This is a genomic window from Enterobacter sp. MGH 38, from assembly GCF_000492855.1.
Classification (GTDB): Bacteria; Pseudomonadota; Gammaproteobacteria; order Enterobacterales; family Enterobacteriaceae; genus Enterobacter; species Enterobacter hormaechei_C.
Window position 1 is genome coordinate 1,861,581 of the sequence record NZ_KI535607.1, and the last position, 25,250, is coordinate 1,886,830.

23 protein-coding genes, 1 pseudogene and 1 other annotated feature are annotated in these 25,250 nt (G+C 55.1%); of the genes and pseudogenes, 19 read left to right on the forward strand and 5 right to left on the reverse strand.

Features of this window, described 5'->3' with window-relative positions; all coding sequences use genetic code 11:
* Positions 1-173: 173 nt before the first annotated feature.
* On the forward strand, positions 174-644 hold the full coding sequence (gene creA, locus L384_RS12115; RefSeq protein ID WP_003856503.1) for a protein CreA: 471 nt from the start codon (positions 174-176) through the stop codon (positions 642-644).
* A 49-nt stretch (positions 645-693) separates the two neighbouring features.
* Here the strand turns inward: creA and arcA are convergent, their stop codons facing one another.
* Complete coding sequence (arcA, locus tag L384_RS12110; protein ID WP_003856501.1) at positions 694-1,410, reverse strand: two-component system response regulator ArcA; 717 nt, start codon at positions 1,408-1,410, stop codon at positions 694-696.
* Positions 1,411-1,505: 95 nt separating this feature from the next.
* Between arcA and yjjY the strand changes: the two genes are divergently transcribed.
* The 7 genes from yjjY to L384_RS12085 all read left to right on the forward strand — a co-directional run bounded on the left by yjjY (position 1,506) and on the right by L384_RS12085 (position 8,310).
* Positions 1,506-1,646, forward strand: a complete 141-nt coding sequence (yjjY, locus tag L384_RS22425; protein ID WP_001541509.1) for a YjjY family protein — start codon at positions 1,506-1,508, stop codon at positions 1,644-1,646.
* Between the two features lie 399 nt (positions 1,647-2,045).
* Complete coding sequence (locus L384_RS12105; RefSeq protein ID WP_003856496.1) at positions 2,046-2,732, forward strand: tRNA/rRNA methyltransferase; 687 nt, start codon at positions 2,046-2,048, stop codon at positions 2,730-2,732.
* 211 nt (positions 2,733-2,943) lie between these two features.
* Positions 2,944-3,012, forward strand: a complete 69-nt coding sequence (gene thrL, locus L384_RS21880; protein WP_015572623.1) for a thr operon leader peptide — start codon at positions 2,944-2,946, stop codon at positions 3,010-3,012.
* Positions 2,951-3,068 (forward strand) — a sequence feature (Thr leader region). It overlaps the preceding gene by 62 nt.
* Before the next feature lie 24 nt (positions 3,069-3,092).
* The gene (thrA, locus tag L384_RS12100; RefSeq protein ID WP_023324130.1) at positions 3,093-5,555 is read left to right on the forward strand and encodes a bifunctional aspartate kinase/homoserine dehydrogenase I; all 2,463 of its coding nucleotides are present in this window, start codon (positions 3,093-3,095) and stop codon (positions 5,553-5,555) included.
* A gap of 1 nt (position 5,556) precedes the next feature.
* A complete protein-coding gene (thrB, locus tag L384_RS12095) occupies positions 5,557-6,486 on the forward strand; it encodes a homoserine kinase (protein ID WP_003856492.1) in 930 nt (309 codons plus the stop codon).
* A gap of 3 nt (positions 6,487-6,489) precedes the next feature.
* A complete protein-coding gene (gene thrC / locus L384_RS12090; protein ID WP_003856490.1) occupies positions 6,490-7,776 on the forward strand; it encodes a threonine synthase in 1,287 nt (428 codons plus the stop codon).
* A 246-nt stretch (positions 7,777-8,022) separates the two neighbouring features.
* Positions 8,023-8,310, forward strand: coding sequence for a DUF2502 domain-containing protein (locus L384_RS12085; protein ID WP_003856489.1), 288 nt, complete (start codon positions 8,023-8,025; stop codon positions 8,308-8,310).
* Between the two features lie 31 nt (positions 8,311-8,341).
* Here L384_RS12085 and yaaA read toward each other — a convergent pair whose 3' ends face one another.
* Both yaaA and L384_RS12075 read right to left on the reverse strand, forming a co-directional pair.
* Positions 8,342-9,115 carry a peroxide stress protein YaaA gene (gene yaaA, locus L384_RS12080; RefSeq protein ID WP_022650381.1) on the reverse strand — a complete coding sequence of 258 codons (774 nt, stop codon included), beginning with the start codon at positions 9,113-9,115 and terminating at the stop codon, positions 8,342-8,344.
* Between the two features lie 66 nt (positions 9,116-9,181).
* On the reverse strand, positions 9,182-10,615 hold the full coding sequence (locus tag L384_RS12075; RefSeq protein WP_022650382.1) for an alanine/glycine:cation symporter family protein: 1,434 nt from the start codon (positions 10,613-10,615) through the stop codon (positions 9,182-9,184).
* 262 nt (positions 10,616-10,877) lie between these two features.
* Between L384_RS12075 and tal the strand changes: the two genes are divergently transcribed.
* The 3 genes from tal (at position 10,878) to L384_RS12060 (ending at position 13,974) form a co-directional block, all read left to right on the forward strand.
* On the forward strand, positions 10,878-11,831 hold the full coding sequence (gene tal, locus L384_RS12070; RefSeq protein ID WP_003856481.1) for a transaldolase: 954 nt from the start codon (positions 10,878-10,880) through the stop codon (positions 11,829-11,831).
* Positions 11,832-11,941: 110 nt separating this feature from the next.
* Positions 11,942-12,529 (forward strand): molybdopterin adenylyltransferase, encoded by a 588-nt coding sequence (gene mog, locus L384_RS12065; protein WP_003856479.1) that lies wholly within the window; start codon positions 11,942-11,944, stop codon positions 12,527-12,529.
* A gap of 122 nt (positions 12,530-12,651) precedes the next feature.
* On the forward strand, positions 12,652-13,974 hold the full coding sequence (locus L384_RS12060; RefSeq protein WP_003856476.1) for an MFS transporter: 1,323 nt from the start codon (positions 12,652-12,654) through the stop codon (positions 13,972-13,974).
* Here L384_RS12060 and satP read toward each other — a convergent pair.
* Positions 13,951-14,517, reverse strand: a complete 567-nt coding sequence (satP, locus tag L384_RS12055) for an acetate uptake transporter (RefSeq protein WP_023324131.1) — start codon at positions 14,515-14,517, stop codon at positions 13,951-13,953. The genes L384_RS12060 and satP overlap by 24 nt on opposite strands.
* A gap of 295 nt (positions 14,518-14,812) precedes the next feature.
* Between satP and dnaK the strand changes: the two genes are divergently transcribed.
* The 4 genes from dnaK to nhaR all read left to right on the forward strand — a co-directional run bounded on the left by dnaK (position 14,813) and on the right by nhaR (position 20,266).
* On the forward strand, positions 14,813-16,726 hold the full coding sequence (gene dnaK / locus L384_RS12050; RefSeq protein WP_003856470.1) for a molecular chaperone DnaK: 1,914 nt from the start codon (positions 14,813-14,815) through the stop codon (positions 16,724-16,726).
* 87 nt (positions 16,727-16,813) lie between these two features.
* Positions 16,814-17,959, forward strand: coding sequence for a molecular chaperone DnaJ (gene dnaJ / locus L384_RS12045; protein ID WP_023324132.1), 1,146 nt, complete (start codon positions 16,814-16,816; stop codon positions 17,957-17,959).
* Between the two features lie 173 nt (positions 17,960-18,132).
* Complete coding sequence (nhaA, locus tag L384_RS12040) at positions 18,133-19,308, forward strand: Na+/H+ antiporter NhaA (RefSeq protein ID WP_023315366.1); 1,176 nt, start codon at positions 18,133-18,135, stop codon at positions 19,306-19,308.
* Positions 19,309-19,366: 58 nt separating this feature from the next.
* Positions 19,367-20,266 (forward strand): transcriptional activator NhaR, encoded by a 900-nt coding sequence (nhaR, locus tag L384_RS12035; protein ID WP_003856462.1) that lies wholly within the window; start codon positions 19,367-19,369, stop codon positions 20,264-20,266.
* 58 nt (positions 20,267-20,324) lie between these two features.
* On the opposite strand, the gene rpsT is transcribed toward nhaR, so the two are convergent.
* A complete protein-coding gene (gene rpsT, locus L384_RS12030) occupies positions 20,325-20,588 on the reverse strand; it encodes a 30S ribosomal protein S20 (protein ID WP_003856458.1) in 264 nt (87 codons plus the stop codon).
* A 115-nt stretch (positions 20,589-20,703) separates the two neighbouring features.
* Between rpsT and L384_RS22895 the strand changes: the two are divergent.
* The 4 genes and pseudogenes from L384_RS22895 to lspA form a co-directional block, all read left to right on the forward strand.
* Positions 20,704-20,909 (forward strand): annotated as a pseudogene (locus L384_RS22895) (DUF2575 domain-containing protein); the annotation flags it as partial.
* 7 nt (positions 20,910-20,916) lie between these two features.
* Positions 20,917-21,843 (forward strand): bifunctional riboflavin kinase/FAD synthetase, encoded by a 927-nt coding sequence (gene ribF / locus L384_RS12025; protein ID WP_003856456.1) that lies wholly within the window; start codon positions 20,917-20,919, stop codon positions 21,841-21,843.
* Positions 21,844-21,888: 45 nt separating this feature from the next.
* Complete coding sequence (gene ileS, locus L384_RS12020; protein WP_023324134.1) at positions 21,889-24,705, forward strand: isoleucine--tRNA ligase; 2,817 nt, start codon at positions 21,889-21,891, stop codon at positions 24,703-24,705.
* Positions 24,705-25,205: a signal peptidase II gene (gene lspA / locus L384_RS12015; RefSeq protein ID WP_003856452.1), complete on the forward strand. Its 501-nt coding sequence runs from the start codon at positions 24,705-24,707 to the stop codon at positions 25,203-25,205. Before ileS ends, lspA begins: the two co-directional genes overlap by 1 nt.
* Positions 25,206-25,250 lie beyond the last annotated feature (45 nt).

Genomic DNA, 25,250 nt, shown 5'->3' on the forward strand with positions numbered 1-25,250 from the left:
AGGTTAGCGGATAATAGCATTTTTTGACGTTTTAGCATTCAGTGTTTTTTTTGCGCATAAATGCTTTTTATGGTGATTTATGTGCGGATATATTCTAATCCTGTGATCTTGCTACATTTTTATCTAACCTGTTGAATAATCGCTCAGCGTAATTTTTTATGAATGGTAACAATATGAAATACAAGGTTTTAGTCTTTGCAGCACTGGCGCTGATGGCAGGGCGCGTGGCGCAGGCGGAGCAAATTGGCTCCGTGGATACCGTGTTTAAAATGTTTGGGCCGGACCACAAAATTGTGGTGGAGGCGTTTGACGATCCGGACGTTAAAAACGTCACCTGCTATGTCAGCCGGGCGAAGACCGGCGGGATTAAAGGCGGCCTGGGGCTGGCTGAAGACACGTCTGACGCGGCCATCTCCTGCCAGCAGGTTGGACCGGTGGAATTGAGTGACAAAATTAAAAACGGCAAAGCGCAGGGCGACGTTGTATTCCAGAAACGGACCTCGCTGGTGTTCAAAAAGCTACAGGTGGTCCGTTTTTATGATGCGAAGCGTAACACCCTGGCTTATCTGGCCTACTCGGACAAAGTCGTGGAAGGCTCACCGAAAAACGCGATTAGCGCGGTGCCGATTATGCCGTGGCATTAATAAAAAAAAACGGCGCAAATGCGCCGTTCTTTACTGCGTGACGTGAGGATTACTCCTGGAGGTCACCGCAGAAACGATAGCCTTCACCATGGATCGTGGCGATGATTTCCGGCGTATCAGGCGTAGATTCGAAATGTTTACGAATACGACGGATGGTTACGTCAACGGTACGATCGTGTGGCTTCAACTCACGACCGGTCATTTTCTTCAGCAGTTCTGCACGAGACTGAATCTTGCCCGGGTTCTCGCAGAAGTGCAGCATCGCGCGGAATTCACTGCGCGGCAGTTTGTACTGCTCACCGTTCGGGCTAATCAGCGAACGGCTGTTGATATCAAGTTCCCAGCCGTTGAATTTGTAGCTGTCGACGCTACGACGCTCTTCACTGACCGTACCCAGATTCATGGTGCGGGACAGCAGGTTGCGTGCACGAATGGTTAACTCGCGAGGGTTGAACGGCTTGGTGATGTAGTCATCCGCGCCGATTTCCAGACCAAGAATTTTATCAACCTCGTTGTCACGGCCTGTCAGGAACATCAACGCGACGTTCGCCTGTTCACGCAGTTCGCGCGCCAGAAGAAGCCCGTTTTTGCCCGGCAGGTTGATATCCATAATCACCAGGTTGATATCATTTTCAGAAAGGATCTGATGCATCTCTGCGCCATCGGTCGCTTCAAAGACATCGTAGCCTTCTGCTTCGAAAATGCTCTTTAACGTGTTGCGTGTTACCAACTCGTCTTCAACGATAAGAATGTGCGGGGTCTGCATGTTTGCTACCTAAATTGCCAACTAAATCGAAACAGGAAGTACAAAAGTCCCTGACCTGCCTGATGCATGTCGCAAATTAACATGATCGGCTTAACGTGACTAAAGTACGTAATTGCGTTCTTGATGCACTTTCCATCAACGTCAACAACATCATTAGCTTGGTCGTGGGTACTTTCCCTTTGGACCCGACAGTGTCAAAAACGGCTGTCATCCTAACCATTTTAACAGCAACATAACAGGCTAAGTGACACCGGACACCCAATAAAACTACGCTTCGTTGACATATATCAAGTTCAATTGTAGCACGTTAACAGTTTGATGAAATCATCGTAGCTGAATGCTAGCCTTTGTCACAATTTTTCAATAAACCAACTAGTTGCGGACATTGATTGATAAACGGTACGAATCCAATCAGAAAAGAGTATTCATATGGTCATTATCATTACAAAACATAAGGATAATGGTCTTCTGTTAACATTCTAACTGATTGTTCAGCCACAAAATAGTTTAGCTTTTTTTAATTGTTATGAAACGCTATTTCGGTGATTTGTGTTGCAAAAATGTAAATTCGTGCTGCGTAATATGTTGAACTGAATCACATTTTTACCTGCTAACTGATTAAAAAGAGAGCGTAAATGCATCTGTCGATTGTGCTGGTGGCACCAGCAAGAGCTGAAAATATTGGCGCTGCGGCGCGTGCCATGAAGACTATGGGTTTTACCGATTTGCGTATTGTGGACAGCACGGCGCATCTGGAGCCTGCTGCGCGCTGGGTGGCGCACGGTTCGGGTGATATTCTCGATAATATAACCACTTACGCTACGCTCGCCGACGCACTCCACGATATTTCATTTACCGTCGCGACGACCGCGCGCAGCCGGGCGAAGTTTCACTATTACGCCACGCCTGCTGAACTGGTGCCGATGCTGGAAGAGAAAAGCCAGTGGCTGGAGAAAGCCGCGCTGGTGTTTGGGCGAGAAGATTCCGGGCTGACTAACGAAGAGCTGGCGCTGGCTGACGTGCTGACGGGCGCGCCGATGGTGGCGGATTACCCGTCACTCAATCTGGGGCAGGCGGTGATGGTCTATTGCTATCAATTAGCATCCTTAATACAAATTTCTCAGCCACCGGTGACAGTTTCGGATGAAAACCAGCTGGCGGCACTGCGTGTTCGTGCAGATAAGCTTCTTGCGCAGTTGGGCGTCGCTGACGATCAAAAAATGGTGGACTGGTTACAGCAGCGCCTGGGGCGTCTTGAACAGCGTGACACGGCAATGCTGCACCGATTGCTTCATGATATTGAAAAAAAATTAGCGGAGTAAAATAGTGCCATAGGTTTTTATTATGGCCGATCCTGCTGATGTCTGGGGTTGCAACTGGGGTATTCCGATGAAAATAAATCTGCCCGCAGCGGGACGTGAGAATGTCCCGAATTGTGATCGAATTAAAAATTCATTGACTTAAGGGGCTCGATCCTTTAACCCTAAAAGAATAGAGCACAGACAGATAATAATGACAGAGTACACAACATCCATGAAACGCATCAGCATCACCACCATTACTACAACCATCATCATTACCACAGGTAACGATGCGGGCTGACGCGTACAGGAAAAACAGAAAAAAGCCCGCACCTGAACAGTGCGGGCTTTTTTTTCGGCTAAAGGAAATGAGGTAGAACCATGCGAGTGTTGAAGTTCGGCGGTACGTCAGTGGCAAATGCAGAACGTTTTCTGCGTGTTGCCGATATCCTGGAAAGCAACGCCAGGCAGGGGCAGGTTGCCACCGTGCTCTCTGCCCCGGCCAAAATCACGAACCACCTGGTGGCGATGATTGAAAAAACCATCGGTGGTCAGGATGCACTGCCGAATATCAGCGACGCCGAGCGTATCTTCGCCGATCTGCTTCAGGGGCTGGCCGACGCCCAGCCTGGTTTCCCGCTGGCGCAGCTGAAAAGCACCGTTGAACTTGAATTTGCCCAGATTAAACACGTTCTTCACGGTATCAGCCTGCTTGGCCAGTGCCCGGACAGCATCAACGCGGCGCTGATTTGCCGGGGTGAAAAACTCTCTATCGCCATCATGGCAGGCGTGCTGGAAGCGCGCGGTCACCACGTGACGGTCATCGATCCGGTTGAAAAACTGCTGGCTGTGGGCCACTACCTCGAATCCACCGTCGACATTGCCGAGTCGACACGCCGTATTGCGGCGAGCAAAATCCCGTCTGACCATATGATCCTGATGGCAGGCTTTACCGCCGGTAACGAGAAGGGCGAACTGGTGGTGCTGGGGCGTAACGGCTCTGACTACTCCGCTGCGGTGCTGGCGGCCTGTTTACGCGCAGACTGTTGTGAGATCTGGACTGATGTCGACGGCGTTTATACCTGCGATCCGCGCCAGGTGCCGGATGCCAGGTTGCTGAAGTCGATGTCGTACCAGGAAGCAATGGAGCTTTCCTACTTCGGCGCTAAAGTTCTTCACCCGCGTACCATCTCCCCGATTGCCCAGTTCCAGATCCCTTGCCTGATTAAGAATACCGGTAATCCGCAGGCGCCGGGCACGCTGATTGGCGCCAGCGCGGATGAAGATGACCTGCCGGTGAAAGGCATTTCTAACCTCAATAACATGGCGATGTTCAGCGTCTCCGGCCCGGGGATGAAGGGCATGGTCGGCATGGCGGCACGCGTCTTTGCCGCTATGTCCCGCAACGGGATCTCCGTGGTGCTGATCACGCAGTCCTCTTCCGAATACAGCATCAGCTTCTGCGTTCCGCAGGGCGATTGCCTGCGCGCCCGTCGCGCGCTGGAAGAAGAGTTCTATCTGGAGCTGAAAGAAGAGCTGCTGGAGCCGCTTTCCATTCAGGAGCGTCTGGCGATTATCTCGGTGGTCGGCGACGGTATGCGCACCCTGCGCGGTATCTCCGCCAAATTCTTTGCCGCGCTGGCGCGGGCCAATATCAATATCGTGGCGATTGCCCAGGGCTCATCCGAGCGTTCCATTTCCGTTGTCGTGGATAACGATGACGCCACTACCGGCGTGCGCGTGGTGCATCAGATGCTGTTCAACACCGACCAGGTAATTGAGCTGTTCCTGGTGGGCGTCGGCGGCGTCGGCGGCGCGCTGCTGGAGCAGGTAAAGCGTCAACAGGAGTGGCTTAAGAAGAAACATATCGATCTGCGCGTCTGCGGCATTGCGAACTCGAAAGCGTTGCTTACTAACGTCCACGGTCTGAACCTGGAAAACTGGCAGGCGGAGCTGGAAGAGGCGAAAGAGCCGTTTAACCTGGGCCGCCTGATCCGTCTGGTGAAAGAATATCACCTGCTTAACCCGGTGATCGTTGACTGTACCTCCAGCCAGGCGGTGGCCGATCAGTACGCGGATTTCCTGCGCGAAGGTTTCCACGTGGTGACGCCGAACAAAAAGGCCAACACCTCGTCAATGGATTACTATCACCAGCTGCGTCTGGCGGCGAGTAAGTCGCGCCGCAAGTTTCTGTATGACACCAACGTGGGCGCGGGCCTGCCGGTCATCGAGAACCTGCAAAACCTGCTGAACGCGGGCGACGAACTACAGCGTTTCTCCGGCATCCTCTCCGGCTCCCTGTCGTTTATCTTCGGCAAGCTGGACGAAGGGATGAGCCTGTCGGAAGCCACCCGCGCCGCGCGCGAGCTGGGCTACACCGAGCCGGATCCGCGCGACGACCTCTCCGGTATGGACGTGGCGCGTAAGCTGCTGATCCTGGTGCGCGAGACCGGCCGCGAGCTGGAGCTTTCGGATATCGTGATTGAGCCAGTGCTGCCAGCAGAATTTGATGACAGCGGTGACGTCAGCGCCTTTATGGCGAATTTACCTCAGCTTGACGATGCCTTTGCCGCACGCGTTGCGAAAGCCCGTGATGAAGGTAAGGTATTGCGCTATGTTGGCAACATTGAAGAAGACGGCGTCTGCCGGGTGAAGGTTGCCGAAGTGGATGGCAACGATCCGCTGTACAAGGTGAAAAACGGCGAGAACGCTCTGGCGTTCTACAGCCATTATTATCAGCCACTGCCGCTGGTGCTTCGCGGCTATGGCGCAGGGAATGATGTGACGGCGGCAGGCGTGTTTGCCGATCTGCTGCGTACCCTGTCATGGAAGTTAGGAGTTTAAGATGGTTAAAGTATATGCCCCGGCTTCCAGCGCCAATATGAGCGTCGGATTTGACGTGCTGGGCGCGGCGGTAACGCCGGTGGACGGTTCGCTGCTGGGCGATACGGTTACGGTTGAGGCGGCAGAGCGCTTCAGCCTGAATAACATCGGCCGTTTCGCCAGTAAGCTGCCGTCTGAACCGCGCGAGAATATTGTTTATCAGTGCTGGGAACGCTTCTGTCAGGAGATCGGCAAGAACGTGCCGGTCGCCATGACGCTGGAAAAGAGCATGCCGATTGGTTCGGGGCTGGGCTCGAGCGCCTGCTCGGTGGTCGCCGCGCTGGTGGCGATGAATGAGCACTGCGGCAAGCCGCTGAACAACAGCCGTCTGCTGGCGCTGATGGGCGAGCTGGAAGGGCGCATCTCCGGCAGCATTCATTATGATAACGTGGCGCCGTGCTTCCTTGGCGGCATGCAGCTGATGATTGAAGAAAATGGCATCATCAGCCAGCAGGTGCCAGGGTTTGATGAGTGGCTGTGGGTGCTGGCCTATCCGGGCATTAAAGTGTCTACCGCCGAAGCGCGTGCGATCCTGCCGGCGCAGTATCGTCGTCAGGACTGTATTGCCCACGGGCGTCATCTGGCGGGCTTTATTCATGCCTGCTACACCCGACAGCCGCAGCTGGCGGCGAAACTGATGAAAGACATTATTGCCGAGCCGTATCGCACGAAGCTGCTGCCGGGCTTTAACGAAGCGCGACAGGCATCCATGGATATCGGCGCACAGGCGTGCGGCATCTCCGGCTCCGGCCCGACGCTGTTCGCCTTATGCGACAAGCCAGACACCGCGCAGCGCGTGGCGGACTGGCTCTCTAAACACTACCTGCAAAATCAGGAAGGCTTTGTTCATATTTGCCGTCTGGACACGGCTGGCGCACGAGTACTGGGATAACGAATGAAACTCTACAACCTTAAAGATCATAACGAGCAGGTCAGCTTTGCGCAGGCGGTAACGCAGGGGCTTGGCAAAAATCAGGGGCTGTTCTTCCCCCACGACCTGCCGGAATTTCAGCTGACCGAAATCGATGAACTGCTGAAGCAGGACTTTGTCACCCGCAGCACCAAAATTCTGTCTGCGTTTATCGGCGACGAAATCCCACAGGAGCTGCTGGAAGAGCGCGTGCGTGCGGCGTTTGCTTTCCCGGCGCCGGTGAAGCAGGTGGAGCCTGACGTTGGCTGTCTGGAGCTGTTCCACGGCCCGACGCTGGCGTTCAAAGATTTCGGCGGTCGTTTTATGGCGCAGATGCTGACCCACATCAGCGGCGACAAACCGGTGACCATTCTGACCGCGACTTCAGGCGATACCGGTGCGGCGGTGGCCCATGCGTTCTACGGCCTGAAAAACGTCCGCGTGGTGATCCTCTATCCGAAAGGCAAAATCAGCCCGCTTCAGGAAAAACTGTTCTGCACCCTTGGGGGCAACATTGAAACCGTGGCGATCGACGGCGATTTCGATGCCTGTCAGGCGCTGGTGAAGCAAGCCTTCGATGACGAAGAGCTGAAGGCGGCGCTGGGGCTGAACTCTGCCAACTCCATCAACATCAGCCGTCTGCTGGCGCAGATCTGCTACTACTTCGAAGCGGTGGCGCAGTTGCCGCAGGACGCGCGCAATCAGCTGGTGGTTTCCGTGCCAAGCGGGAACTTCGGCGACCTGACGGCAGGCCTGCTGGCGAAATCACTCGGCCTGCCGGTGAAGCGCTTTATCGCCGCCACCAACGCCAACGACACCGTGCCGCGTTTCCTGAAGGACGGAAAATGGGCACCGAACGCGACTCAGGCCACGCTCTCCAATGCGATGGATGTGTCACAGCCTAACAACTGGCCGCGTGTGGAAGAGCTGTTCCGCCGTAAGGTCTGGCGTCTGGGCGATCTGGGTTACGCAGCGGTGACGGACGAAACCACGAAAGCCACCATGCGCGAGCTGAAAGCGGTGGGCTATACCTCTGAGCCGCACGCGGCGATTGCCTATCGTGCCCTGCGCGATCAGCTTCAACCGGGTGAGTATGGCCTGTTCCTCGGCACCGCCCATCCGGCCAAGTTCAAAGAGAGCGTGGAAGCGATCCTGGGGGAAACGCTGCCGCTGCCAAAAGAGCTGGCCGAGCGTGCCGACCTGCCGCTGCTGTCTCATGAGCTGCCCGCAGACTTTGCCGCGCTGCGTAAGCTGATGATGACCCGAGCGTAAGTTTGTTGCCCGGTGGCGGCTACGCCTTACCGGGCCTACAACGGCTCAGAACGTAGGCCGGGTAAGCGCAGCGCCACCCGGCTTTTTTATGGAGAAATTAAGGAGAAAAACAGCAGGAAAAAAGCAGAAATTCCCAATAAATGCGGTCACTTAGCGTTTAGGATTGCAGAGAATAACATCCCCCGCTCCCATCACGTACTCTCCTTACATCGGCCCACGTTGGGCAAGAAGAATAAGGAGTCACCTATGTCTACCCTGAAACCTGCACTTATCGCGCTTTCACTGATGCTGGTCGCTCCCATGGCGGTGCAGGCAGCTGAGATCACCCTCGTGCCCGCGGTAAAACTGCAAATTGGCGATCGGGATAATAACGGGCACTACTGGGATGGCGGCCGCTGGCGCGACCATGACTGGTGGAAAGCACACTATGACTGGCGCGATAACCACTGGCGTCCGCACGATGAACATCGCGATCGTGACGATCACCACCGTCATGACGAGCGCCGCCCGGGCCCGGACCGGAAGCACCATTAACATAAACCCCGCCAGCTGGCGGGGTTGTCTTTTATTGCTCGTGACGCTTAAACACCAGCTCGTTTTTTCCTGACGATGCCTCGTCGAAGAAATACCCTTCACTGTTAAAGCCGGTGAGCTGCTCTGGCTTCGTCAGGCGGTTTTGAATGATGAAGCGGCTCATCAGACCGCGCGCTTTTTTGGCGTAGAAGCTGATTACTTTAAATTTGCCGTTTTTCTCGTCGAGGAATACCGGCTTGATAATGTCCGCATCCAGCTTTTTCGGTTTCACCGATTTGAAGTACTCATCGGAGGCCAGGTTGATCACCACGTTGTCCCCCTGGGCTTGCAGCGCCGCGTTAAGCTTGTCGGTAATGACATCGCCCCAGAACTGGTACAGATCTTTACCTTTAGCGTTTTCCAGGCGGATACCCATCTCCAGACGATACGGCTGCATCAGATCCAGCGGGCGCAGCACCCCGTACAGGCCGGATAACATGCGCAGATGCTGCTGGGCAAAATCGAAATCGGCTTCGCTAAACGTTTCTGCTTGCAGGCCAGTGTAGACGTCACCTTTGAAGGCCAACAGCGCCTGGCGGGCGTTGGCGGGCGTGAAGTCAGGCTGCCACTCATGAAAACGGGTGGCGTTCAGGTCGGCAAGTTTATCGCTGATGCTCATCAGCGAAGCGATTTGCGGAGCCGAAAGCTTACGCGCTTCGTGGATCAACTGTTGCGAGTAGTCCAGCAATTCCGGCTGGGTATAACGCTCAGTGGCGAGCGGGCTCTGGTAGTCGAGCGTTTTGGCAGGTGAAATCAGAATCAGCATATCCAGTCCTTGCAGGAAATTTAGAGCGACTTTAACAAAAAATCGCCCTGAATTGATCGATAGCTGTTATTGCCGCGGCAAATCATCCCAGGTGCCAGGGGCAATTTGTGACTCGATTTCGGGATAGCGTGAGGCGTCAAAGACGGGCTGTACGCCGAGCTTGCGCTGACGCAGATAATCGCGCGCGATCAGCGCCACAACCGGTGAAAGCAGCAAAATGGCCGTCAGGTTCGTGATGGCCATCAGCGCCATGATGACGTCCGCTATTTGCCAGACCAACGGCATACTGAGCAGGGAGCCGACGAAAACCATTCCCAGCACACCCGCGCGAAGGACGTTGCGGGTCAGACGCGAATTGACTTTCAGGAAGATAAGGTTGTTTTCGGCATAGATATAGTTCACCGCAATGGAACTAAAGGCAAAAAGTCCCACGACAAGTGCGACAAGGCCCGCGCCCCAGCCGCCGACGAGGGAGACCAGCGCCTGTTGTACCCAATGAATGCCTGCCGTACTACCGGACGGTTGCTCAGCGGCACCGGCCAGCAGCATGATCATCGCGCTGGCGGAGCAGATAACAATGGTGTCTGTGAAGACGCCAATCATCTGTACAATGCCCTGCGCGGCGGGATGCGGGGGCCAGGATGCGGCCGCTGCGGCGGCATTCGGCGTGGAGCCCATTCCCGCTTCGTTGGAGAACATACCCCGCTGAAAACCCGCAGTGAGAGCCTGGCTAAGGGTGTAACCCAACGCGCCTGAAGCCGCTTCGCGCCAGCCGAACGCGCTTTGGAAAATGGTGACGATGACGTTCGGCACCTCGTCAATATGTATCGCGCATACCATCACGCTGGTGGACACCCACAGCAGCGCCATCAGCGGAACCAGCCATTGCATCAGGCGGGCAACCCCTTTGAGCCCGGTCACAATGGTCAGCAGGGTGAGAAGGGCAAGCGCGCCGCCCGTCAGCCACTCCGGACAATTAAAGGCAAAGCGCAGCGCGTGGGCGACGGAATTTGCCTGAACGGTATTGAAAATAAGGCCATAGGCAATCAGCAAAAAGATCGAGAACAGAACGCCCATCCAGCGCATTCCCAACCCGCGAGCCATATACCAGGCGGGACCGCCGCGAAACTGACCTTTGCCGTCTTTTTCTTTGTAGAGTTGCGCAAGCGAGCATTCAGCAAAGGAGGTGGCCATACCGATAATCGCCGTCACCCACATCCAGAATACCGCGCCCGGACCGCCCGCGCCGATCGCCAGCGCGACACCGGCCAGGTTACCGCTGCCGACGCGCGCGGCAAGGCTAGTACAGAGCGCCTGAAACGAGGTCAGGCCGCCCGGCTGTGGGGTGACGCTGTTTTTCAGACTTCTGCCAAATTTGCGGATATAGCGAAACTGAATCAGACCGCTGCGCCACGTAAACCAGATACCTGCTCCTGAAAGCAGGTATATCATGATCGAACCCCAGAGGACTTCGTTGATAAAGAAAAAGAAATCAGGCACTAACGTCCCTCTTGTTGATGCCAAAGTGAATATGTAAGCGCTACCACTGATTGTGCATGCTGTTACTTAGCAGCCTGTTAATATTCTGAGTTTAACATACTCTGCCTAAGCGCACTGTCTGCGGTTGCGCTGCCTCTCACTCGTGTTATCATCAGGGCAGACCGGTTACATCCCCCTAACAAGTAAACCTGTCATTTTTCCGCTGCTGGCAAGCTGTCGGTAGTGTGAATTATCCAGGGCACGTTAAAAGAGAAACACTATCATGACGGATAAATTGACCTCCCTTCGTCAGTTCACCACTGTCGTCGCTGACACCGGAGATATCGCGGCAATGAAGCTGTACCAGCCGCAGGATGCCACAACCAACCCTTCTCTGATCCTTAACGCCGCGCAGATCCCTGAGTATCGCAAACTGATCGACGAGGCGGTGACCTGGGCAAAAGCACAGAGCAATGACCGCGCGCAGCAGGTTGTGGATGCCACTGACAAACTGGCAGTGAACATCGGTCTGGAAATCCTGAAGCTCGTTCCTGGCCGTATCTCTACCGAAGTTGATGCTCGCCTGTCCTACGACACCGAAGCCTCTATCGCCAAAGCAAAACGCCTGATCAAACTGTACAACGATGCGGGCATCAGCAACGACCGTATCCTGATTAAACTGGCCTCTACCTGGCAGGGCATCCGCGCTGCTGAGCAGCTGGAAAAAGAAGGCATCAACTGTAACCTGACTCTGCTGTTCTCCTTCGCACAGGCGCGTGCATGTGCCGAAGCTGGCGTATACCTGATTTCTCCGTTCGTGGGCCGTATTCTGGACTGGTACAAAGCCAACACCGACAAGAAAGAGTACGCGGCGTCTGAAGATCCAGGCGTGATTTCTGTGACTGAAATCTACGAATACTACAAACAGCACGGCTATGAGACCGTTGTTATGGGCGCAAGCTTCCGTAACGTCGGCGAAATCATCGAGCTGGCTGGCTGTGACCGCCTGACCATCGCCCCTGCGCTGCTGAAAGAGCTGGCAGAAAGCGAAGGTGCTATCGAGCGTAAACTGTCTTACACTGGCGAAGTGAAAGCGCGCCCTGAGCGCATCACCGAGTCCGAGTTCCTGTGGCAGCACAACCAGGATCCAATGGCCGTAGATAAACTGGCGGACGGTATCCGTAAGTTTGCTATCGACCAGGAAAAACTGGAAAAAATGATCGGCGACCTGCTGTAATCATTCTGCGTGACCGGGTTCCCGGTCACGCGTCTTTCCCCCGCCTCTGTCTGAATTTTCTCTCTGCGTGTATCATTCCCTTTAATCAGTACTTTTTGAATGGAATGGATATGAATACCTTACGCATCGGCTTAGTGTCGATCTCTGACCGCGCCTCCAGCGGTGTTTATCAGGATAAAGGCATCCCTGCTCTGGAAGCGTGGCTGGGCAGCGCGCTCACTACCCCGTTTGAGATCCAGACTCGCCTGATCCCGGATGAGCAGCCGATCATTGAGCAAACCCTGTGTGAGCTGGTGGATGAGATGAGCTGCCACCTTGTGCTGACGACGGGCGGCACCGGCCCCGCGCGCCGCGATGTGACACCGGACGCGACGCTGGCTATCGCCGATCGTGAAATGCCGGGCTTCGGTGAACAGATGCGCCAGATCAGTCTACACTTTGTCCCGACGGCCATTCTTTCCCGTCAGGTCGGGGTGATCCGCAAACAGGCGCTGATCCTGAACCTGCCGGGGCAGCCGAAGTCGATAAAAGAGACGCTGGAAGGGGTAAAAGCCGAGGACGGCAGCGTTATCGTCCACGGTATCTTTGCAAGTGTACCGTATTGTATACAACTGCTTGACGGTCCGTACGTGGAAACTGACGGCAACGTGGTAGCAGCATTTCGCCCTAAAAGCGCTCGCCGCGAAACAATCTCCTGAAAATGATTAAAATGTGACATAAGCGCCAGCCACAGTAGCGTGTAAATGGATTTACGATATAGTAATTTTTTCTTTACGATTGCTGTAAAAAATAATCCACAACACATGCACAATGGTTCGCTATGTCACATAATACCCGACCTCTGAATCGACAGGACTACAAAACCCTCACGCTCGCTGCCCTGGGCGGCGCGCTGGAGTTTTACGATTTCATCATCTTTGTCTTCTTCGCCGCCGTTGTGGGGGCGCTGTTTTTCCCGGCGGATATTCCTGAATGGCTGCGTCAGGTACAAACTTTCGGCATTTTCGCTGCCGGCTATCTGGCGCGTCCGCTGGGCGGCATTGTCATGGCGCACTTTGGTGATCTGGTTGGGCGCAAGAAGATGTTTACCCTCAGCATCCTGCTTATGGCCGTGCCGACGCTGGCGATTGGCCTTTTGCCTACCTATGAGTCGATGGGCATTATCGCCCCGTTATTGCTGCTGCTGATGCGTATTCTCCAGGGCGCGGCCATCGGCGGGGAAGTGCCTGGCGCGTGGGTATTTGTCGCTGAGCACGTCCCGGTGCGCCGCATCGGCATTGCGTGCGGAACGCTGACCGCAGGGCTGACGATAGGGATCCTGCTTGGCTCCGTAGTTGCAACCATCATCAATACCAGCATGACGCAACAGGCCGTTCACGACTGGGGCTGGCGTATACCGTTCCTGCTGGGCGGGGCGTTTGGGCTGGTGGCAATGTACCTGCGACGCTGGTTGCAGGAGACGCCAATATTTCTGGAAATGCAGCAGCGGAAGGCGCTGGCGCAAGAACTGCCGGTGAAAACCGTAGTAGTGCGGCATAAAAAAGCGGTAGTCGTGTCGATGCTTCTGACCTGGCTGCTGTCTGCGGGTATCGTGGTGGTCATTTTGATGTCGCCGGTCTGGCTGCAAAAACAGTACGGTTTTGCGCCTGCCGTGACGTTACAGGCGAACAGTATCGCGACAATTATGCTCTGCTTTGGCTGTCTGGCCGCCGGGCTGGCGGCGGATCGTTTCGGCGCCAGCGTGACCTTTATTGTCGGCAGCCTGCTGCTGGCCGCGTCGAGCTGGGCATTCTATCATCTTGCGGGCACCCATCCTGAACAGCTGTTCCTGCTGTACGGTGTCGTCGGGCTGTGTGTGGGCGTCGTTGGCGCCGTACCGTACGTGATGGTCCGCGCCTTCCCGCCGGAGGTACGCTTCACCGGAATCTCTTTCTCTTATAACGTCTCGTATGCCATTTTCGGCGGGCTGACCCCGATTGTGGTGACGGTGTTGATGGGGCTGTCGCCCCTTGCACCTGCGTGGTACGTGCTGGCGTTATCGCTGATGGGGCTGGTATTGGGGATGTGGCTTCGCCAGTCAGAGGGACGTCGTGCCCGCGACGCGGGCACGACAGAGGGATCAGTGTTTTTCACCAATCGGTAGAATGGTGCGGTTGAATTGCTCGTTCAGCACTTCACCCATGGCCAGGTAGATTGCGCTTGCGCCGCAAACCAGACCGACCCAGCCGGCAACGTGAACGATGCCTTCGTTATCCGCCAGGTGACCGATGGCCAGCAGGGCGAACAGGACGGTCAGGCTCAGGAAGACGAATTGCAGCGCGCGGTTCGCCTTGAGGGTGCCAAAGAACATGAACAGGGTGAACACGCCCCACAGTCCCAGGTACACGCCCAGGAAATGGGCGTTTGCCGCCTCCGCCAGGCCCATTTTAGGCATCAGCAGAATCGCGACCAGAGTCAGCCAGAAAGAACCGTAAGAGGTAAAGGCGGTTAAGCCGAAGGTGTTGCCTTTCTTATATTCCAGCAGGCCCGCAAAGATTTGTGCGATACCGCCGTAAAAAATGCCCATCGCCAGGATAATGCCGTCCATCGGGAACATCCCGATATTGTGCAGGTTCAGCAGAATGGTGGTCATGCCAAAACCCATCAGGCCCAGCGGAGCCGGATTAGCCAACTTAGTGTTGCCCATAAGTCCTCAAAAAATCATCATTAATATGGTGAAATGGTTAAACCCGCGCCAGTTCTCCCTGACGGGGCGCGGCATCATAATGGGCGGCATCGACGCCGTCTATGATCTCATCGGGGTGAAATTAAAAAATTTTTTATCCTTCCCCCTTGATGGATGCCGTTGTGACCCCATCTTGTAAGCAACCGCAGTGTGTGGACCTGAAAAAAATCAAATCTGGGCAGTTGAAAAAGCACGTTCTGCCCTTATTACAGGTACACAACCACATGTTGACTGAATTTTTAGTGGAGACGTTTAGATGGGTAAAATTATTGGTATCGACCTGGGTACTACCAACTCTTGTGTAGCGATTATGGATGGCACTACTGCACGTGTGCTGGAGAACGCCGAGGGCGATCGCACCACGCCTTCTATCATTGCTTATACCCAGGATGGTGAAACTCTGGTTGGTCAGCCGGCTAAACGTCAGGCAGTGACAAACCCGCAAAACACCCTGTTTGCGATCAAACGCCTGATTGGCCGCCGCTTCCAGGACGAAGAAGTTCAGCGTGACGTTTCCATCATGCCTTACAAAATCATCGCAGCCGATAACGGCGATGCATGGCTTGATGTGAAAGGCACCAAAACTGCACCTCCGCAGATCTCTGCTGAAGTGCTGAAGAAAATGAAGAAAACTGCGGAAGATTACTTGGGTGAACCGGTAACTGAAGCTGTTATCACCGTACCTGCTTACTTCAACGATGCTCAGCGTCAGGCAACCAAAGATGCTGGCCGTATCGCAGGCCTGGAAGTAAAACGTATCATCAACGAACCAACCGCAGCAGCACTGGCTTACGGTCTGGATAAAGAAGTTGGCAACCGTACTATCGCGGTTTACGACCTGGGTGGTGGTACCTTCGATATTTCTATTATCGAAATCGACGATGTTGACGGCGAAAAAACCTTCGAAGTTCTGGCAACCAACGGTGATACCCACCTGGGTGGTGAAGACTTCGATACCCGTCTGATCAACTACCTCGTTGACGAGTTCAAGAAAGATCAGGGCATTGACCTGCGTAACGACCCGCTGGCTATGCAGCGCCTGAAAGAAGCCGCTGAGAAAGCGAAGATCGAGCTGTCTTCCGCTCAGCAGACCGACGTGAACCTGCCGTACATCACTGCAGACGCGACCGGTCCAAAACACATGAACATCAAAGTGACCCGTGCGAAACTGGAAAGCCTGGTAGAAGACCTGGTGAACCGTTCTATCGAGCCACTGAAAGTTGCATTGCAGGACGCTGGCCTGTCCGTGTCTGACATTCAGGACGTTATCCTGGTAGGTGGTCAGACTCGTATGCCAATGGTTCAGAAGAAAGTGGCTGAATTCTTTGGTAAAGAGCCACGTAAAGACGTGAACCCGGACGAAGCGGTTGCTATCGGTGCTGCGGTTCAGGGTGGTGTACTGACCGGTGAAGTGAAAGACGTACTGCTGCTGGACGTTACCCCGCTGTCTCTGGGTATCGAAACCATGGGTGGCGTGATGACCCCGCTCATCAACAAAAACACCACTATCCCGACGAAACACAGCCAGGTGTTCTCTACCGCTGAAGACAACCAGTCTGCGGTAACCATCCATGTGATTCAGGGTGAGCGTAAGCGCGCGGCGGATAACAAATCTCTGGGTCAGTTCAACCTGGACGGTATTAACCCGGCACCACGCGGCATGCCACAGATCGAAGTCACCTTCGACATCGATGCTGACGGTATCCTGCACGTGTCTGCGAAAGACAAAAACAGCGGTAAAGAGCAGAAGATTACCATCAAGGCATCTTCTGGCCTGAACGAAGCGGAAATCGAAAAAATGGTTCGTGATGCCGAAGCTAACGCGGAATCCGACCGTAAGTTTGAAGAGCTGGTTCAGACCCGTAACCAGGGTGACCATCTGCTGCACAGCACCCGTAAGCAGGTTGAAGAAGCGGGCGATAAACTGCCAGCGGAAGACAAAACTGCAATCGAAACTGCACTGAGCGCGCTGGAAACGTCTCTGAAAGGCGAAGACAAAGCGGACATCGAAGCGAAGATGCAGGAGCTGGCACAGGTTTCTCAGAAGCTGATGGAAATCGCTCAGCAGCAGCACGCACAGCAGCAGGCGGGCGCTGATGCTTCGGCGAACAACGCGAAAGACGACGATGTTGTCGACGCTGAGTTCGAAGAAGTGAAAGACAAAAAATAATCGCCCTGATGCAGGGTAAGTAATCGGCACGGGCGTAGGAGAATTCTCCACGCCCGTGCTCGCATGTTAAGGGGCTTAAAAAAACCAATGGCAAAGCAAGACTATTACGAGATTTTAGGCGTTCCGAAAACTGCGGAAGAGCGTGAAATCAAAAAGGCGTATAAGCGCCTGGCCATGAAATTCCACCCTGACCGTAATCAGGGTGACAAAGAGGCTGAAGCCAAATTTAAAGAGATTAAAGAAGCCTACGAAGTCCTGACCGATGCACAAAAACGTGCGGCCTATGATCAGTACGGACACGCGGCCTTTGAACAGGGCGGCATGGGCGGCGGTGGATTTGGTGGCGGCGGCTTCGGCGGCGGCGCTGATTTCAGCGATATCTTTGGTGATGTATTTGGCGATATCTTCGGTGGCGGGCGTGGCCGTCAGCGCGCGGCGCGCGGCGCAGACCTGCGCTACAACATTGACCTGACGCTGGAAGAAGCGGTTCGCGGCGTCACCAAAGAGATCCGTATTCCGACGCTGGAAGAGTGTGACGTTTGCCACGGCAGCGGTGCGAAAGCGGGGACTCAGCCACAGACCTGCCCAACCTGTCACGGTTCCGGTCAGGTGCAGATGCGCCAGGGCTTCTTCGCGGTGCAGCAGGCCTGTCCGCACTGTCATGGTCGCGGTACGCTGATTAAAGATCCGTGCACCAAATGTCATGGTCACGGTCGCGTGGAGAAAACCAAAACGCTGTCCGTTAAGATCCCGGCAGGCGTCGATACGGGCGACCGCATCCGTCTGGCAGGTGAGGGTGAAGCCGGCGAGCACGGCGCACCGGCAGGCGATCTGTACGTTCAGGTTCAGGTGAAGCAGCACGCCATCTTCGAGCGTGAAGGTAACAACCTGTACTGTGAAGTGCCGATCAACTTTGCGATGGCGGCGCTGGGCGGCGAAATCGAAGTGCCGACGCTGGACGGTCGCGTTAACCTGAAAATCCCTGGCGAAACCCAGACCGGGAAACTGTTCCGCATGCGCGGCAAAGGCGTTAAATCCGTTCGCGGTGGCGCGCAGGGTGACCTGTTATGCCGCGTGGTCGTGGAAACGCCGGTCGGCCTGAACGATAAGCAGAAACAGCTGCTGAAAGAGCTTCAGGAAAGCTTTGGTGGCCCGACAGGTGAGAAAAACAGCCCGCGCTCCAAAAGCTTCTTCGATGGCGTCAAAAAATTCTTCGACGATTTAACCCGCTAACCCGCCAGCTGGTTACTATCATTTAAAGCCCGGAAGCGATTCCGGGCTTTTTGCTTTATAGCGTTATACCTCGGTTAAACTGAATCTATAACCAATATTAATCTGTTTTTACCGATATGTTTGCGCTGATATTATGGTTTTACCGAGGTATTGTTGTAAAAGAGAGTTTAAACGTGAAATTACTACACCGTTTCTTTAGCAGTGAGGCATCCGGCGGCGTCATCCTGATTATTGCTGCTGCGGCTGCCATGCTGCTCGCCAATATGGGCATGACACGCGATCTCTATCACGCATTTCTGGAAACGCCCGTCGAGCTGAAGGTCGGGGCGCTGGAAATTAATAAGAACATGCTGCTGTGGATCAACGATGCGCTGATGGCGGTGTTCTTCCTGCTGGTGGGCCTGGAGGTTAAACGTGAGCTGGTGAGCGGTTCGCTTGCCAGCCGTCAGCGTGCGGCGTTTCCGGTGATCGCGGCTATTGGCGGGATGATCGTTCCGGCGTTGCTCTTTCTCGCATTTGCGTGGCAGGATCCGGTTGCTCGTGACGGCTGGGCGATCCCGGCCGCAACGGATATCGCGTTTGCGCTCGGGGTCTTAGCCTTGCTCGGTAGCCGCGTCCCGGTAGCACTGAAAATTTTCCTGATGGCGCTGGCGATTATCGATGATCTTGGCGCTATTGTGATTATCGCGCTGTTCTACACCAGCGATCTGTCCGTTCTGTCGCTGAGCGTGGCGGCCGTGGCTATTGCGGTGCTGGCGTTGCTGAACGTCTTCAACGTCCGACGCACGGGGATTTATATTCTGGTGGGGATGGTGCTGTGGACGGCGGTGCTGAAGTCTGGCGTGCATGCCACGCTGGCGGGCGTCATCGTTGGCTTCTTTATTCCGCTGAAGGAACAGGACGGCAAATCGCCTGCCAGACAGCTGGAGCATGTGCTTCATCCGTGGGTGGGTTTTATGATCCTGCCGCTGTTTGCGTTTGCCAACGCGGGTGTTTCCCTGGCCGGGGTTACCCTGGACGGACTCACCTCTGTGCTGCCGCTGGGTATCATCGCCGGTCTGTTTATTGGTAAGCCGCTGGGCATCAGCCTGTTCTGCTGGCTGGCGCTGAAGCTGAAGCTGGCGTCATTGCCAAACGGAACCACCTTTAGCCAGATTATGGCCGTTGGCGTGCTGTGCGGTATTGGATTCACCATGTCGATCTTTATCTCGACGCTGGCGTTTGGCGCAAGCGCGCCTGAGCTTATCGTCTGGGCGAAACTCGGCATTCTTATCGGGTCGTTCCTGGCCGCGGTTATGGGTTACACCTTGTTGAAGGTGAAGTTGTCCGGACAGGCTGTCCAGACATAACAGGAAACCGGGAGAAGGGAAGCCTTCTCCCGATAAACTATCAGGGAGTGAAAAAGTGATGTCTCATTTGAACTATAACCATCTCTATTACTTCTGGCATGTCTACAAGCAGGGCTCGGTCGTGGGTGCCGCAGAGGCGCTCTACCTGACGCCACAGACTATCACCGGGCAAATCAAAGCTCTGGAAGAGCGCTTGCAGGGAAAGCTTTTTAAGCGGAAAGGGCGTGGCATTGAGCCGAGCGAGCTGGGTGAACTGGTATTCCGCTATGCGGACAAGATGTTCACCCTGAGCCAGGAGATGCTGGATATCGTTAACTATCGCAAAGAGTCGAACCTGCTCTTTGACGTGGGCGTGGCGGATGCGTTGTCCAAACGGCTGGTAAGCGGTGTGCTGGATGCGGCGGTGGTGGAAGATGAACAGATACATTTACGCTGCTTTGAGTCCACTCACGAGATGCTGCTGGAACAGCTGAGCCAGCATAAGCTGGATATGATTATTTCGGATTGTCCTATCGATTCCACGCAGCAGGAAGGCTTGTTCTCGGTGAAAATTGGCGAATGCGGTGTCAGTTTCTGGTGCATCAATCCACCGCCGGAAAAACCGTTTCCGGCTTGCCTGGAAGAGCGCCGCTTGCTGGTTCCGGGGAGGCGGTCCATGCTCGGACGTAAGCTGCTGAACTGGTTTAACTCGCAGGGGCTAAACGTAGAAATTCTCGGTGAGTTCGACGATGCGGCGCTGATGAAAGCCTTTGGCGAGGCGCACAACGCTATCTTCGTTGCCCCGACGCTGTATGCGCACGATCTCTATTCAGACGACAAGATTACCGAGATTGGCAGGGTGGATAACGTGATGGAAGAGTATCACGCCATATTCGCCGAAAGGATGATTCAGCATCCGGCGGTGCAGCGAATCTGCAACCGGGACTACTCGGCGCTGTTTACGCCGCCGGCAATCTGAAGGCATAAAAAAACCCGCGTTAAGCGGGTTCTTTCAAACAAGCAACAACAAGTGGCGATTAAGCCAGTTTGTTGATCTGCGCGGTCAGGTTTGCTTTATGACGCGCTGCTTTGTTTTTGTGGATCAGACCTTTAGCAGCCTGACGATCCACGATTGGTTGCATTTCGTTAAATGCGTTCTGCGCTGCAGCTTTGTCGCCAGCTTCGATTGCTGCGTATACTTTCTTGATGAAAGTACGCATCATAGAGCGACGGCTTGCATTGTGCTTACGAGCCTTTTCAGACTGAACGGCACGTTTCTTAGCTGATTTGATATTAGCCAAGGTCCAACTCCCAAATATGATCTATGTGGACAATTCAAAGGCCGAGGAATATGCCCTCTATACCTTCTTTTGTCAATGGATTTGTGCAAATAAGCGCCGTTAATGTGGCGACGCTACGTTACGTAGTGATGGCCCAGGATTCTACCAGCTTGTCGTTCGTGAATACAGCTTTTCGGCGTAAAAATCGCAGTTGGCGGGCAGATTTTTTTGCTGTGAAAGGTCAGCGTGATGAAATCATACGGCTTTCTGTTTAGCGTGAACAATCGCCGGTTAACCTTAACCGCTGTACAAGGTATACTTTGGCGATTTTCACTGTTTTGAGCCAGTCATGAAGCTGATACGCGGCATACATAATCTCAGTCAAGCCCCGCACGGGTGCGTGCTGACCATTGGTAATTTCGACGGCGTGCATCGTGGGCATCAGGCGCTGTTGCAGGGATTGCGTAAAGAAGGCGAGGCGCGAGGCCTGCCCGTCGTGGTGATGATTTTCGAGCCTCAGCCGCTGGAGCTGTTTGCAGGCGAGAAATCCCCCGCGCGGCTGACGCGTCTGCGTGAGAAGTTACGCTACCTGGCGGAGTCAGGGGTGGACTACGTCCTGTGTGTACGGTTCGACCGTCGTTTTGCCGCGCTGACCGCACAAAATTTTGTCAGCGACCTGTTGGTCAGGCAGCTTGGCGTGCAGTTTCTCGCCGTGGGCGATGATTTCCGCTTTGGCGCTGGTCGTCAGGGCGATTTCTTGTTATTACAGAAGGCTGGCCTGGAGTACGGGTTTGACGTCACCAGTACAATGACCTTCTGCGAGGGCGGCGTGCGCGTCAGCAGCACGGCGGTACGTCAGGCGCTGGCGAACGATGAACTGGACACGGCAGAAACGCTGCTGGGTCACCCGTTCACGATTTCAGGTCGCGTGGTCCATGGCGATGCGCTGGGCCGCACGATAGGTTTCCCGACGGCGAATATACCGCTGCGTCGTCAGGTCTCCCCGGTTAAAGGGGTCTATGCGGTGGAAGTGGCAGGACTGGGCGAGAAGCCTTTCTACGGCGTCGCCAACATTGGCACACGTCCAACGGTTGCCGGTGTGCGTCAACAGTTAGAAGTACACCTGCTGGACGTTGTAATGGACCTGTATGGTCGCCATATAGATGTGATACTGCGTAAAAAAATACGCAATGAACAGCGATTCGCTTCGCTGGATGAACTTAAGGCGCAAATCGCGCGAGATGAATTAACGGCCCGCGAGTTTTTTGGGCTTTAGAACCGGCTTAACTGCCTACGTGATAAATACGGAACCGAGAATCTGATGAGTGACTATAAATCAACCCTGAATTTGCCGGAAACAGGGTTCCCGATGCGCGGCGATCTCGCCAAGCGTGAACCGGGAATGCTGGCGCGTTGGACCGATGATGACCTGTACGGCATCATTCGTGCAGCCAAAAAAGGCAAAAAAACCTTCATTCTGCATGATGGCCCTCCATATGCGAATGGCAGCATTCATATTGGTCACTCTGTAAACAAGATTCTGAAAGACATTATCGTGAAGTCCAAAGGACTCGCGGGATATGACTCGCCTTACGTTCCGGGCTGGGACTGCCATGGTCTGCCAATTGAGCTGAAAGTGGAGCAAGAGTACGGTAAGCCGGGTGAGAAGTTCACCGCCGCAGAATTCCGCGCGAAATGCCGCGAATACGCTGCCACCCAGGTTGACGGTCAGCGCGCTGACTTTATCCGTCTGGGCGTGCTGGGCGACTGGTCGCATCCGTACCTGACCATGGATTTCAAAACCGAAGCCAACATCATCCGTGCGCTGGGTAAAATCATCGGCAACGGTCACCTGCACAAAGGCGCGAAGCCGGTGCACTGGTGTGTGGACTGCCGTTCTGCGCTGGCAGAAGCGGAAGTAGAGTATTACGACAAAACCTCGCCTTCTATCGACGTGGCGTTCGAAGCGGTCGATCAGGATGCGATCAAAGCTAAATTTGGTCTGCCTGGGATAAGCGGTCCAGTCTCGCTGGTTATCTGGACAACCACCCCGTGGACGCTGCCTGCTAACCGCGCGATCTCCCTCTCTGGCGAGTTTGAGTATGCGCTGGTGCAGATTGATGGCCGTGCGGTTATCCTGGCGAAAGACCTGGTCGAAAGCGTACTGAAACGCGCGAACATCACCGATTACACCGTGCTGGGCACCGTAAAAGGCGACGCGCTGGAACTGATGCGCTTCAAACACCCATTCCTGGACTTCGACGTTCCGGCGATTCTGGGCGACCACGTAACGCTGGACGCGGGTACCGGTGCGGTACATACCGCCGGTGGTCACGGCCCTGACGACTACAACATCAGCCTGAAGTACGGTCTGGAAATCGCCAACCCGGTTGGGCCGGACGGCTCCTACCTGCCTGGCACCTACCCGGCGCTGGACGGCATCAACGTCTTCAAAGCGAACGACATTATTGTCGACATGCTGCGCACCAGCGGCGCGCTGCTGCACGTTGAAAAAATGCAGCACAGCTATCCGTGCTGCTGGCGCCACAAGTCGCCAATCATCTTCCGTGCGACCCCGCAGTGGTTCGTCAGCATGGATCAGAAGGGCCTGCGCGAGCAGTCTCTGAAAGAGATCAAAGGCGTGCAGTGGATCCCGGACTGGGGCCAGGCGCGTATCGAATCCATGGTGGCTAACCGTCCTGACTGGTGTATCTCCCGTCAGCGCACCTGGGGCGTGCCGATGTCGCTGTTCGTGCACAAAGAGACGCAGGAACTGCATCCGAACACCCTGGAACTGATGGAAGAAGTGGCGAAACGCGTTGAAGTTGACGGCATTCAGGCGTGGTGGGATCTCGACGCCCGCGACATCCTGGGCGCGGACGCGGACAACTACGAGAAAGTGCCGGATACCCTGGACGTGTGGTTCGACTCCGGTTCAACCCATGCCTCTGTGGTTGACGTGCGCCCTGAGTTCGCCGGTCACGCTGCCGACATGTATCTCGAAGGCTCCGACCAACACCGCGGCTGGTTCATGTCATCCCTGATGATCTCCACCGCCATGAAGGGCAAAGCACCTTACCGTCAGGTACTGACTCACGGCTTCACCGTGGATGGTCAGGGCCGTAAGATGTCCAAGTCCATCGGTAACACCGTTTCGCCGCAGGACGTAATGAACAAGCTGGGCGCGGACATCCTGCGTCTGTGGGTAGCCTCTACCGACTACACCGGCGAAATGGCGGTGTCTGACGAGATCCTGAAGCGTGCTGCCGACAGCTATCGTCGTATCCGTAACACCGCGCGCTTCCTGCTGGCGAACCTGAACGGGTTCGATCCGGTAAAAGATATGGTGAAGCCGGAAGAGATGGTCGTGCTCGATCGCTGGGCGGTAGGCTGCGCGAAAGCGGCACAGGAAGATATCCTGAAAGCGTATGAGTCTTACGATTTCCACGAAGTGGTGCAGCGCCTGATGCGCTTCTGCTCCATCGAGATGGGCTCGTTCTACCTCGACATCATTAAAGACCGTCAGTACACCGCGAAAGCGGACAGCGTGGCGCGCCGCAGCTGTCAGTCTGCGCTGTACCACATCGCAGAAGCGCTGGTGCGCTGGATGGCGCCGATCATGTCCTTCACCGCGGATGAAATCTGGGGTTACCTGCCGGGCGACCGTGAGAAGTATGTCTTCACCGGCGAGTGGTATGAAGGTCTGTTCGATCTCTCCAGCACCGAAGCGATGAACGATGCCTACTGGGACGAGCTGCTGAAAGTGCGTGGCGAAGTGAACAAGGTTATCGAGCAGGCGCGCGCTGACAAGAAAGTCGGTGGCTCTCTGGAAGCGACGGTGACCCTGTACGCAGAGCCTGAGCTGGCCGCGAAGCTGACCGCGCTGGGCGATGAATTACGATTTGTCCTGTTGACCTCTGGTGCGAAAGTTGCGGATTATGCCGAGGCGTCTGCTGATGCTCAGCAGAGCGAACTGCTCAAAGGACTGAAGGTCGCGCTGAGCAAAGCCGACGGTGAAAAATGCCCGCGTTGCTGGCATTACACCACTGATGTCGGTCAGGTGGCGGAACACGCAGACATCTGCGGACGCTGTGTAAGCAACGTCGCCGGTGACGGCGAAAAACGTAAGTTTGCCTGATGAGTAAAACTCTCTGTTCAACAGGACTGCGCTGGCTGTGGCTGGTGGTGGTGGTGCTGATTATTGATTTGGGCAGCAAGTTCCTGATCCTCCAGAATTTCGCTCTGGGGGATACGGTCCCGCTGTTTCCGTCGCTTAACCTGCACTACGCCCGCAACTACGGTGCGGCGTTTAGTTTCCTTGCCGACAGCGGTGGCTGGCAGCGCTGGTTCTTCGCGGGTATCGCTATCGGTATCTGCGTCGTGCTGGCGGTGCTGATGTACCGCTCGAAGGCCACGCAAAAGCTGAATAACATCGCCTACGCGCTGATCATTGGCGGCGCGCTGGGTAACCTGTTTGACCGCCTGTGGCACGGCTTTGTGGTCGATATGATCGACTTCTACGTCGGCGACTGGCACTTCGCGACCTTTAACCTCGCCGATAGCGCAATATGCGTTGGTGCGGCGTTAATCGTGCTGGAAGGCTTCTTGCCTAAACCGGCAGCGAAAGAGCAGGCGTAACAAAACCAGCCGGGTGACGCGTAGCGATCCCGGCCTACAGAATTT